At 49.1% G+C, this 12267-nt stretch carries 5 protein-coding genes, 2 tRNA genes and 2 rRNA genes; 7 read left to right on the top strand and 2 right to left on the bottom strand.

Going from position 1 to position 12267, the window contains the following annotated elements; genetic code table 11:
- Positions 1-2 precede the first annotated feature (2 nt).
- Positions 3-923, bottom strand: a complete 921-nt coding sequence (locus C5610_RS13330; protein WP_105307600.1) for an acyltransferase — start codon at positions 921-923, stop codon at positions 3-5.
- A 147-nt stretch (positions 924-1070) separates the two neighbouring features.
- Between C5610_RS13330 and C5610_RS13325 the strand changes: the two genes are divergently transcribed.
- From C5610_RS13325 to C5610_RS13315, 3 genes are read left to right on the top strand one after another with little or no spacing between them, the layout of a single operon-like run.
- Complete coding sequence (locus tag C5610_RS13325) at positions 1071-1667, top strand: ImuA family protein (protein WP_158682703.1); 597 nt, start codon at positions 1071-1073, stop codon at positions 1665-1667.
- A complete protein-coding gene (locus C5610_RS13320; RefSeq protein ID WP_105307598.1) occupies positions 1664-3079 on the top strand; it encodes a Y-family DNA polymerase in 1416 nt (471 codons plus the stop codon). Before C5610_RS13325 ends, C5610_RS13320 begins: the two co-directional genes overlap by 4 nt.
- Complete coding sequence (locus C5610_RS13315) at positions 3079-6156, top strand: error-prone DNA polymerase (protein WP_105307597.1); 3078 nt, start codon at positions 3079-3081, stop codon at positions 6154-6156. The genes C5610_RS13320 and C5610_RS13315 overlap by 1 nt, the downstream gene beginning before the upstream one ends.
- A gap of 6 nt (positions 6157-6162) precedes the next feature.
- On the opposite strand, the gene C5610_RS13310 is transcribed toward C5610_RS13315, so the two are convergent.
- A complete protein-coding gene (locus C5610_RS13310; protein WP_105307596.1) occupies positions 6163-6711 on the bottom strand; it encodes a gamma carbonic anhydrase family protein in 549 nt (182 codons plus the stop codon).
- A gap of 492 nt (positions 6712-7203) precedes the next feature.
- On the opposite strand from C5610_RS13310, the gene C5610_RS13305 reads away from it, so the two are divergent.
- The 4 genes from C5610_RS13305 to C5610_RS13290 all read left to right on the top strand — a co-directional run bounded on the left by C5610_RS13305 (position 7204) and on the right by C5610_RS13290 (position 12227).
- Positions 7204-8746, top strand: a 16S ribosomal RNA gene (locus C5610_RS13305).
- Between the two features lie 110 nt (positions 8747-8856).
- Positions 8857-8933: transfer RNA gene (locus C5610_RS13300), tRNA-Ile, on the top strand.
- 97 nt (positions 8934-9030) lie between these two features.
- Positions 9031-9106: transfer RNA gene (locus C5610_RS13295), tRNA-Ala, on the top strand.
- A 239-nt stretch (positions 9107-9345) separates the two neighbouring features.
- A 23S ribosomal RNA gene (locus C5610_RS13290) occupies positions 9346-12227 on the top strand.
- Together the 16S and 23S rRNA genes with 2 tRNA genes alongside form the textbook arrangement of a ribosomal RNA operon.
- Positions 12228-12267: the final 40 nt, after the last annotated feature.

Here is a 12267-nt window from a genome sequence, read left to right as displayed (position 1 = left end):
CGTTACCTTTGTTGGTGGGCTTGCTCCATTTTCTCGTGCAACGCTTCAATAATAGCGTCTTTTTCATGCCAACGTTGATTCAGCCACTTTTGAAAATGGGTTTTAAACTGCTCATCGTTACCATAGTCACCGATGAGATCGGCGCTGATGGGTAAAGTGCGTACATGTACGTAAACATTTCTCAGTTGCCCGCTGAGTAAATGCCATACCACCGGGCGATCATCTTTGCCGGGATAAGCAATGGTAATATCCAAAATCGCCTCAAATTGATCACCCATGATTTGTAAAGAGAAAGCTGTACCACCTGCTTTAGGTGGCAGCAGATAACGATAAGGGCTGTCTTTTTGACGATGTTTTTCCGGTGTAAAGCGCGTGCCCTCGCAGAAGTTAACGACGGTTGTCGGAATGTGCTTAAACTTAGCGCAGGAGCGACGTGTGGTTTCTATGTCACGACCTTTCAGGTGAGGCTTTTTTGCTATCACATCTTTAGAGTAACGTCGCATGAAGGGCATATCCAATACCCAGCAACCCCACCCTACGATTGGGATCCAAAGCAACTGCCGTTTTAAAAAGAAACGTGGCATGGGCATATTGCGTCTGGCCAGGTGCATCAAGACAAACACATCGACCCAACTGCGATGGTTGGCCATGATCATGTACCAGCCTTTTTTATGTAATGCCAGATCGCCTTCAATATGCCAGCTCATCGGTTGGGTTAGCTGAAATAACATCGACATTGCATAAGCCCATAGCCGGAACAGGCCATTCGCAACGGTTGACAGCAAAGCCTGAACCGGCGCAATAGGCAACAGCAGTTTAAAAATACCGACAATAATAATGGCTACCCCAATCATCGCGGTTGTTACCAGAGCCCAGAGAAAGTTAATGATTACGCGAAAAGGAATGAGTAACTTTGTCAGCATGCGTTAACCCTGTGTGATAGCGACCTGTTTAATCTGATCTAAATCATAACGGAACAAATGAACGATGTCTGTTCTGAACACCTTTTATTGTAAAAACAATAAAGTTGGTATACTGTATATATGTACAGTATTTGTTTGGAGGTTCTTATGCAGCCAAAACTTAAAAAATTGGTTGATAAAGGATTGCTCTGGCAAGGTCGGCCTAGCTCAGGAAAACAGCAAGAGTACTTGCACAGTGGCTCGGATGTTTTGGATAAACAGTTGGGCGGAGGCTGGCAGTTAGATGGGTTACATGAATGCCAGCGACAAAATGAATTCACCGAGTATGGGTTGATCAAACCATTGTTACAGCAGGCTTTGGTTCGACAAGTGCCGGTGTTCTGGATTAATCCACCGGCGTTAGTTTCGGCAGCAGGGCTGAGCTGGCAATTAGCAGAGCCTTCATTACAGATTATCGTGCAGGCGCAGCAACAGAATGCAGCCTGGGCTTTTGAGCAAGTATTAAAAAGTGGTACCGGAATCGCTTTATTCTGGGGTTCTCAGGAAGACATCGATGCCAATAAAGTTCGCCGTTGGTATAAAGCGGCTCAAAGTGGGCATCAACCTGGTTTTGTTTTTACCGGGATACAATCACAACCTGAAGCTCGCTCTTACACCAACCGGATTGCATTACAGCATGGGGGTTTTGAAGTGGACATCGTTAAGCGCCGTTATGGTTGGCCGGTGCAGAAGATTGCTTTATGAGCCTGTGGTTATACTGCCATTTTCCGCAACTGTTAATGGATACGGTGTGTCGTATCCATCCCGTTGTCGATGACTACCCTTTAGCGTTCTATGATAACGGCCAGACAAATAAAGAAACCATTGTTCAATGTAATGCGAAAGCCGTAGCTGCCGGTGTTGAAAAAGGTCAGAGCATAGCGCTGGCGCAAAGCTTGGTACCAGAACTTATTTGTCGGCAGTATTCTATGAAAAAAGAAGCCCAGGCTCTGCAACAGCTTGCGGATAAGCTTTATCAGTCGGTTGATAAGCAGGTGCTTTTTCCACCTCAGGGGATTGCGATAGCCGTTGAGAGTTTATTGCGACTTTACCAGGGAATGGATCCTCTGGTTTGTCATCTGCAAGAGCAATTTCAGGCTTTTGAATTAGATGCTTGCTTAAGCCTGGCTTATAGCCCTGAAGCAGCACAATGCCTCGCACAAGCAGGTGTCGAGCAATTATCCACAGATCGCTGGGATATTCACCAAGCATTAGCTGACTTGCCGGTAGAACAGTTTGGGTGGAACGCAAAACGCGTTGAGAAACTCAAAAAAACCGGCATCAAAACACTACAAAACCTTATTCAAATACCGACGGCGCAAATCGGCAAGCGTTTTGGCAATGAACTGGTTAAAGCATTAGCGGTGTTACGGGGGGAACAAAAATCTTCTGTCCATTTTTACCAGCCGGCCGAACGATTTTATGTTTCTTTTGATTTGGTGACGGAAATTGAGCGCTGGCAAGGTCTGTTGTTTCCATTAAAAAGAGCCCTGAAAGAACTTGAGCAGTTTTTGTATCAGCGCCAAAAAGCGATCCGGCAATTGGATATTACTCTGCATCACCGGGAACAACAGCAAACGCTTATTCCTCTACGCTTGGCATCGGACAGTTGGCGTGCCTCACAGTTCCTGCAGCTTATTCAGTTACAGGTTGACCGTTATCCACTGAAGCAGCCGGTAATGGCGCTAAGCCTGCGAGCTGATTATTTACATGAACTGGACAGTGATAGCGGACAGTTGTTGGCTGATGCCTCCCGCCATCAGGGTGATTTACCGGACTTGTTGAGCCGATTACAGGCTCGACTTGGTGAGCGGGCGGTATACAGCCCGGCGCTTTCAAGTGACTTTCGACCCTTGCTCAATGAACAAAAACAACAGCCCGGGGTTCCCACGACGGGCTCTGAACGTATTGCCAAACGCCCTATCTGGCTGCTTGAAACACCACAACCTATTGATATTCAGCACTGGCGGTTAATCGACGGACCCGAGCGTTTGCATACCGGTTGGTGGGATGAAGATACGACATCGCGCGATTATTGGGTTGCAAAAGACAACCAACAGCGAACCGGTTGGTTGTTTTATCAGCAGCAATGGTTTTTGCAGGGCTGGTTTAGTTAATGCGCTACGCAGAGCTTCATTGCTTAAGTAACTTCAGCTTTTTGCGGGCTGCGGCATTCCCTGCTGAGCTGGTCGATAAAGCGGCAGAACTTGGCTATGAAGCGATTGCTATCACCGATGAATGTTCCGTTGCTGGCATTGTCAGAGCCTATGAAGCCGCCCGTAATCAGTCCATTAAGCTGATTGTTGGGAGCGAGTTTCATGTCGCCGAGCTCGGTGTGTTGGTGGTGATTTGCCCTAGCCGCAAAGGCTATGCACAACTTTGTCGAAAAATAACAGAGTTTCGTGGTCGAGCAGTAAAAGGCGATTATCAGGCATTAGCGGAAGATTTCCTCAATGGGTTTGAAGACTGTTTTTTGTTGTGGTTACCGCAGGCCAAGCGAGGTGGTATTTCCTATGCAAAAGCGCTGAATTTTGGTCATCAGCTAAAGCGGTATTGGCGCCAGCGTTTTTGGCTTTTATATGAAAGGCACTATCACCATGATGATAAAGACCAGTTTCGTTTTATACAGCGCTTAAGTCAGCAATTGCAGGTTAAGGTTGTTGCTGCCGGCGGCTGCTTGTTGCATGAGGCAAGTCGCCAGCCCTTGCTTGATATTGTTACTGCAATTGCTCATGGAGAATCGTTACTGGCCCACCCTGAACATGCCAGCATCAATGGTGAGCAACGGTTACGAAGTTTAACGGAGCTACAGCAATGCTACCCTCCAGATTGGTTGCAGGAAAGCGTCAACATTGCTGAACAATGTCATTTCTCAATGTCGGAATTACGCTATGAATACCCTGCTGAATTGGTTCCTGCTGGTTTAACAGCCAGTGATTATTTACGCCAACTCACGGAAGCGGGAGCGCGTAAACGCTACCCCGCTGGTGTTCCAGACCATGTCGTGGCTCAGTACGAAAAAGAGCTACAACTTATAGAAGAGCAACGTTATGAGTACTTCTTTTTAACGATTCATGATTTGGTTCGTTTTGCGCAACAACACAACATTTTTTATCAAGGCCGCGGATCTGCAGCAAATTCGGTGGTTTGTTATTGTCTTGAAATTACAGCGGTTAACCCTGCGCAGATAGAGGTGTTGTTCGAACGGTTTATTTCTAAAGAGCGAGATGAGCCCCCTGATATCGATGTTGACTTTGAGCATGAACGCCGTGAAGAAGTGATTCAATACATCTATCGTAAGTATGGCCGTTCCAGAGCGGCACTAGCGGCTACGGTGATTCGTTATCGTTTTCGGAGCGCTTTCCGGGATGTGGGTAAAGCCCTCGGTTTTAGTGAACAACAGTTACAGCATTTTCGGCAGCAGTTGGATCGTCGTGATAAAGGTGTGGATTGGAAGCAACAGCTAAAGCAGCAACATCCACAACTGGTTGCAAGCCGCCGCGGACAACAGTTGCTCAAGTATACCGAGCAATTAATGGGGTTTCCGCGACACTTATCTCAGCATGTCGGTGGCTTTGTCATAGCGGCAGGTTCGTTAACCGAGCTAGTACCTATTGAAAACGCCAGTATGCCTGACCGAACCGTTATTCAGTGGGATAAAGACGATCTTGAAACGTTAAAACTCCTGAAAGTAGACGTGCTGGCGCTGGGTATGTTGACGGCCATAAGAAAAACACTGCAACTGCTTGAACAACAGAACATTAGGCTGAGTTTGGCAGAGATACCTCAAGAGGACATTAAGGTCTATCAGACGCTACAAAAGGGTGATTCCGTTGGCGTTTTTCAAATAGAGTCCCGTGCACAAATGAATATGCTGCCCAGATTAAAGCCTGCAACGTTTTATGATCTGGTGATTCAAATCGCCATTGTGCGACCTGGACCCATTCAGGGGGACATGGTTCACCCTTACCTTCGTCGGCGGGCTGGTCAGGAGGCCATTGACTACCCAAGCGAAGAAGTGAGATCAGTACTGCAGCGCACCTTGGGGGTGCCTATTTTTCAGGAGCAGGCGATAAAACTGGCGATGGTCGCTGCCGGATTTAGTGGTGGTCAGGCGGATCAACTGCGTCGTGCTATGGCGTCATGGCACAGCACAGGAAAGCTAAAGCAATTTGAACATAAATTAATTAATGGAATGCTGGCACGAGGCTACAGTGAAACATTCGCGCAACGCTTGTTTCAGCAAATTTGTGGGTTTGGTCAATATGGTTTTCCAGAATCACACTCCGCGAGTTTTGCGAATTTAGCTTATGCATCTGCGTGGCTGAAAATTCACTATCCCAGCGCTTTTTATACTGGGTTGCTTAACAGCTTACCGATGGGATTTTACTCACCTTCGCAACTGGTTCAGGATGCGAAACGTCACGGTGTTAAATTTTTGCCTGCCGACATTAACCAGAGTCACTGGGATTACCAGTGGTTGGCAGCGCAAGGCCAGGTTATTCGTGTGGGACTGCGGCAAGTTGCCGGACTTGCAAAGTCACGCACGCTAGCGGCAATTGAGCAACGTGGTGATGGCTTTAAAACAATAGAAGCTTTACGGCAGGCAGGCTTGTTTGAATCTGATATTGAGGCGCTCGCCAAAGCCGATGCCTTAAAAAGTATTTCCGGACATCGTTACCAGGCGAGTTGGGATGCATTAATGATGAGTGATGAACAGTTGCCGTTATTTACGACGGTACAGGAAAATTACGATAAAACGCCTTTCAAACCCAACGAGCAGGAAGACATTGGTTTTGATTACGCCAGCATGGGGTTGTCGTTACGGCGTCATCCGCTGGCACTGATTCGCGAGCATATCGAGTTGAAAGGCTGTATCACCGCCGATGCATTGTTGCATGGCCGTAGCGGTAGCTTGATAGAAGTTGCCGGTTTGGTCACCTGCCGGCAACGGCCCGGTACCAAAAGTGGGGTCACCTTCTTTACGCTGGAGGATGAAACTGGAAATATTAATGTGGTGGTTTGGGCGACGATAGCGCGTAAATATCGCAAAGCTTTTTTAAGCAGTCGTCTGGTAAAAGTCAAAGGTGTACTGGAAAGTCATCAAGGCGTTGTGCATATCATTGCCCAGCGCCTTGAAGATAAAACCGATTTACTGTCGATTAAACGCCACCACGAACGACGGTTTCATTAAACGTAATCAAGAAACCGGGTGAACATCCATTAAGTAGTCGTTTTTAAGTTCGACATAATTCACCGCCGATTGACTTAGAAACTCCCGCTCGGCTTCATTCAGTGGACGTTTTTTCGCTACAGGACTGCCCACGTACAGATAGCCGCTTTCAAGCCGTTTACCCGGTGGTACTAAACTGCCAGCGCCAATGATGACATCATCTTCAACGATAACATCATCCATAATAACAGCTGACATCCCCACCAGGATCCGATGACCTAACTGACAGCCATGCAACATACAGTGGTGACCAACGGTCACATCATCGCCAATGATAAGTGGGTGCCCATCAGGATTACCGGCTGAGCGGCGGGTAACGTGTAAGATGGTGCCATCTTGGATGTTGGTGCGTTTGCCAATGCGAATACGGTTCACATCACCGCGGGCAGCGACAAATGGCCAGATACTGCTGTCGTCGCCTATTTCAATGTCGCCCACTAGCACACAACTATTATCGATATAGACGCGTTCTCCCAGTAGCGGCTGCTTTTCGTGAAAACTGCGGATATCTGCCATTACCGTTCCCCTTCTCGATGATTACTGATTTATCGCTTCCTGAGCTAACAAAGTTATAACAGATATTGGCTTTAGATACCTAACGAGAGGTAAAACTGCCTATAAACAAAGCGATTTGATGCAACTTTGCGCAAACGGCAATAAAACCAGTTAAAATTGCAAAAAAGGCCTTGACGGTGCGAGATAAATCTCTAAAATGCGCTCCACGTTCGAGGCAGGCAACGAAGCCGCCGAAAACAGAAGTTTTCTAAAAAATCTTTTTTCAAAAAAGTGTTGACGGAAAACTTCAGGTGTGTAGAATACGCACCTCTCGCAGCAACGCTGCTGAGAAACGCTCTTTAACAATATATCAAGCCAAGCAAACTGTGTGGGCACTTGCAAAAGTTAAGCAAAACGAACTATGTATTGCAACTTTTGAATGAGTGTTCAGCAAGGTTTCAAATTTGAAGCTAAGCAAAAACGCGTAATTCATTGAGTTGATTGAACTACTTTTAATTGAAGAGTTTGATCATGGCTCAGATTGAACGCTGGCGGCAGGCCTAACACATGCAAGTCGAGCGGTAACAGGAAGAAGCTTGCTTCTTTGCTGACGAGCGGCGGACGGGTGAGTAATACTTGGGAACTTGCCTCTAGGCGGGGGACAACCACTGGAAACGGTGGCTAATACCGCATAATGTCTACGGACCAAAGTGGGGGACCTTCGGGCCTCACACCTAGAGATGGGCCCAAGCGGGATTAGCTAGTTGGTGAGGTAACGGCTCACCAAGGCGACGATCCCTAGCTGTTCTGAGAGGATGATCAGCCACACTGGGACTGAGACACGGCCCAGACTCCTACGGGAGGCAGCAGTGGGGAATATTGGACAATGGGGGCAACCCTGATCCAGCCATGCCGCGTGTGTGAAGAAGGCCTTCGGGTTGTAAAGCACTTTCAGTGGTGAGGAAAGGGTAATCGTTAATAGCGGTTACAGTTGACGTTAGCCACAGAAGAAGCACCGGCTAACTCCGTGCCAGCAGCCGCGGTAATACGGAGGGTGCAAGCGTTAATCGGAATTACTGGGCGTAAAGCGTACGTAGGCGGTGTGTTAAGCAAGATGTGAAAGCCCCGGGCTCAACCTGGGAATGGCATTTTGAACTGGCACGCTAGAGTCCTGAAGAGGGTGGTAGAATTTCCAGTGTAGCGGTGAAATGCGTAGATATTGGAAGGAATACCGGTGGCGAAGGCGGCCACCTGGTCAGAGACTGACGCTGAGGTACGAAAGCGTGGGGAGCAAACAGGATTAGATACCCTGGTAGTCCACGCCGTAAACGATGTCAACTAGTTGTTCGTGTCTTTAAGACGTGAGTAACGCAGCTAACGCACTAAGTTGACCGCCTGGGGAGTACGGCCGCAAGGTTAAAACTCAAATGAATTGACGGGGGCCCGCACAAGCGGTGGAGCATGTGGTTTAATTCGATGCAACGCGAAGAACCTTACCATCCCTTGACATCCAGTGAACTTTCTAGAGATAGATTGGTGCCTTCGGGAACACTGAGACAGGTGCTGCATGGCTGTCGTCAGCTCGTGTTGTGAGATGTTGGGTTAAGTCCCGCAACGAGCGCAACCCTTATCCTTAGTTGCCAGCACGTAATGGTGGGAACTCTGGGGAGACTGCCGGTGATAAACCGGAGGAAGGTGGGGACGACGTCAAGTCATCATGGCCCTTACGGGATGGGCTACACACGTGCTACAATGGCGCGTACAAAGGGCAGCGAACCTGCGAAGGTAAGCGAATCTCATAAAGCGCGTCGTAGTCCGGATTGGAGTCTGCAACTCGACTCCATGAAGTCGGAATCGCTAGTAATCGTGGATCAGAATGCCACGGTGAATACGTTCCCGGGCCTTGTACACACCGCCCGTCACACCATGGGAGTGGGCTGCACCAGAAGTGGTTAGTTTAACCTTCGGGAGAACGATCACCACGGTGTGGTTCATGACTGGGGTGAAGTCGTAACAAGGTAGCCGTAGGGGAACCTGCGGCTGGATCACCTCCTTACATTATGCTGACTGATGTGAGTGTCCACACAGTTTGCCGGCTTGATAGAATACAGAGATACATTTGGGTAGCTTGTGCCTTTGGCACAAGATGATGCCTGAAGGTTTACTGGGTCTGTAGCTCAGCTGGTTAGAGCGCACCCCTGATAAGGGTGAGGTCGGTAGTTCAAGTCTACTCAGACCCACCATTTTGAGCGCCTGGGCTGCGTTGGAAAGTCACTCGCATACTGGTGTATGCTTCGCGACTTCCCGCCTTGCCAGTCACTCAAAAATGAGGCTTTATCCGGGGCCATAGCTCAGCTGGGAGAGCGCCTGCCTTGCACGCAGGAGGTCAGCGGTTCGATCCCGCTTGGCTCCACCACTTTATCTCTGTAGCAATACGACGTTAGCGTTAAGCGTTCAGGATTGAATGTTTACCGGTAACTTTGTGTTACACGCTCTTTAACAACATGGAAAGCTGATTGTAAAAAGAAAGAAATGCCACTCTATTTGAACCTTTGTGATTAGGTAGAGGCGTATCGAACTTGTGTACAGCGAGAACAAACAATCTTAGTTGCGATTACAGCATCTGAAGAGTCACAGACACTTTGGTTGTTGTATGGTTAAGTGACTAAGCGTACACGGTGGATGCCTAGGCAGTTGGAGGCGATGAAGGACGTACTAACTTGCGATAAGCCATGATAAGCCAGTAAGAGGCACTTGAGTCATGGATTTCCGAATGGGGAAACCCACTCTGTTTACAGAGTATCCGGCACTGAATCTATAGGTGTCAGGAGGCAAACCCGGAGAACTGAAACATCTAAGTACCCGGAGGAAAAGAAATCAACCGAGATTTCCTTAGTAGCGGCGAGCGAACGGGAAACAGCCCTTAAGCTTTACATGCGTTAGCAGAATCTGTTGGGAAGCAGAGCCAGAGACGGTGATAGCCCGGTATGTGACGGCGCATGAAAAGTGAAATCGAGTAGGTCGGGACACGTGTTATCTTGACTGAATATGGGGGGACCATCCTCCAAGGCTAAATACTCCCAACTGACCGATAGTGAACCAGTACCGTGAGGGAAAGGCGAAAAGAACCCCGGCGAGGGGAGTGAAATAGAACCTGAAACCGTGTACGTACAAGCAGTAGGAGCCTCCTTGTGGGGTGACTGCGTACCTTTTGTATAATGGGTCAGCGACTTATATTTTGTAGCAAGGTTAACCGTATAGGGAAGCCGTAGGGAAACCGAGTCTTAACTGGGCGTCGAGTTGCAAGGTATAGACCCGAAACCGGGCGATCTAACCATGAGCAGGTTGAAGGTTGAGTAACATCAACTGGAGGACCGAACCCACTAATGTTGAAAAATTAGGGGATGACTTGTGGCTAGGAGTGAAAGGCTAATCAAGCCCGGAGATAGCTGGTTCTCCCCGAAATCTATTTAGGTAGAGCCTCGGACGAATACCTGCGGGGGTAGAGCACTGTTTGGGCTAGGGGGTCATCCCGACTTACCAACCCCATGCAAACTCCGAATACCGCAGAGTACTATCCGGGAGACACACGGCGGGTGCTAACGTCCGTCGTGGAGAGGGAAACAACCCAGACCGCCAGCTAAGGTCCCAAAGTTATGGCTCAGTGGGAAACGATGTGGGAAGGCACAGACAGCTAGGAGGTTGGCTTAGAAGCAGCCACCCTTTAAAGAAAGCGTAATAGCTCACTAGTCGAGTCGGCCTGCGCGGAAGATGTAACGGGGCTAAGCCATACACCGAAGCTGCGGCAGCAACTTGTTGCTGGGTAGGGGAGCGTTCTGTAAGCGGATGAAGGTGTGTTGAGAAGCATGCTGGACGTATCAGAAGTGCGAATGCTGACATGAGTAACGATAATGGGAGTGAAAAACTCCCACGCCGGAAGACCAAGGTTTCCTATCCCATGCTAATCAGGGTAGGGTAAGTCGGCCCCTAAGGCGAGGCGGAAACGCGTAGTCGATGGGAAACAGGTTAATATTCCTGTACCGATGTTTATTGCGATGGGGGGACGGAGAAGGCTAGGCAGGCCAGGCGTTGGTAGTCCTGGTGAAAGTGCGTAGGCTGAGAGCTTAGGAAAATCCGGGCTCTTAAGGTCGAGACACGAGACGAGTACCTACGGGTGCGAAGCTGTTGATGCCATGCTTCCGGGAAAAGCCTCTAAGCTTCAGATAAACATCGACCGTACCCGAAACCGACACAGGTGGTCAGGTAGAGAATACTAAGGCGCTTGAGAGAACTCGGGTGAAGGAACTAGGCAAAATAGTACCGTAACTTCGGGAGAAGGTACGCCACTGTTGGTGAAGACTTCGCGTCGTAAGCTGATGGTGGTCGCAGTGACCAGGTGGCTGGGACTGTTTATTAAAAACACAGCACTCTGCTAACTCGAAAGAGGACGTATAGGGTGTGACACCTGCCCGGTGCCGGAAGGTTAATTGATGGGGTTAGCGTAAGCGAAGCTCTTGATCGAAGCCCCGGTAAACGGCGGCCGTAACTATAACGGTCCTAAGGTAGCGAAATTCCTTGTCGGGTAAGTTCCGACCTGCACGAATGGTGTAACCATGGCCACGCTGTCTCCACCCGAGACTCAGTGAAATTGAAATCGCTGTGAAGATGCAGTGTACCCGCGGCTAGACGGAAAGACCCCGTGAACCTTTACTACAGCTTGGCACTGAACATTGAACCTACATGTGTAGGATAGGTGGGAGGCTTTGAAGCACTGGCGCCAGTTGGTGTGGAGCCATCCTTGAAATACCACCCTTGTATGTTTGATGTTCTAACTTGGCACCCTAATCGGGTGTGAGGACAGTGCCTGGTGGGTAGTTTGACTGGGGCGGTCTCCTCCCAAAGAGTAACGGAGGAGCACGAAGGTTGGCTAAGTACGGTCGGACATCGTACGGTTAGTGTAATGGCAGAAGCCAGCTTAACTGCGAGACAGACACGTCGAGCAGATACGAAAGTAGGTCATAGTGATCCGGTGGTTCTGAATGGAAGGGCCATCGCTCAACGGATAAAAGGTACTCCGGGGATAACAGGCTGATACCGCCCAAGAGTTCATATCGACGGCGGTGTTTGGCACCTCGATGTCGGCTCATCACATCCTGGGGCTGAAGTCGGTCCCAAGGGTATGGCTGTTCGCCATTTAAAGTGGTACGCGAGCTGGGTTTAGAACGTCGTGAGACAGTTCGGTCCCTATCTGCCGTGGGCGTTTGAGAGTTGAGAGGGGCTGCTCCTAGTACGAGAGGACCGGAGTGGACGAACCTCTGGTGTTCCGGTTGTCACGCCAGTGGCACTGCCGGGTAGCTACGTTCGGAATCGATAACCGCTGAAAGCATCTAAGCGGGAAGCGAGCCTCGAGATAAGCTCTCACTAGCACTTTAAGTGCTCTGAAGGGTCGTTGAAGACGACAACGTTGATAGGCGGGGTGTGGAAGCGTAGTAATGCGTTGAGCTAACCCGTACTAATTGCCCGTGAGACTTAACCATACAACACCCAAGGTGTTTGGGAATCGTTAAGCACAAGCAC

The organism is Idiomarina sp. OT37-5b (genome assembly GCF_002968395.1).
Classification (GTDB): Bacteria; Pseudomonadota; Gammaproteobacteria; order Enterobacterales; family Alteromonadaceae; genus Idiomarina; species Idiomarina aquatica.
The sequence above is the reverse complement of the archived record's forward strand: the minus strand, read 5'-3'. Positions and strand labels throughout refer to the sequence as shown.

Excerpts from the sequence above, each read along its gene's own strand:
- C5610_RS13325 (WP_158682703.1), top strand. The coding sequence starts at position 1,071 with ATGCAGCCAAAACTTAAAAAATTGGTTGATAAAGGATTGCTCTGGCAA.
- C5610_RS13320 (WP_105307598.1), top strand. The coding sequence starts at position 1,664 with ATGAGCCTGTGGTTATACTGCCATTTTCCGCAACTGTTAATGGATACG.
- C5610_RS13310 (WP_105307596.1), bottom strand. The coding sequence starts at position 6,711 with ATGGCAGATATCCGCAGTTTTCACGAAAAGCAGCCGCTACTGGGAGAA.
- C5610_RS13330 (WP_105307600.1), bottom strand. The coding sequence starts at position 923 with ATGCTGACAAAGTTACTCATTCCTTTTCGCGTAATCATTAACTTTCTC.
- C5610_RS13315 (WP_105307597.1), top strand. The coding sequence starts at position 3,079 with ATGCGCTACGCAGAGCTTCATTGCTTAAGTAACTTCAGCTTTTTGCGG.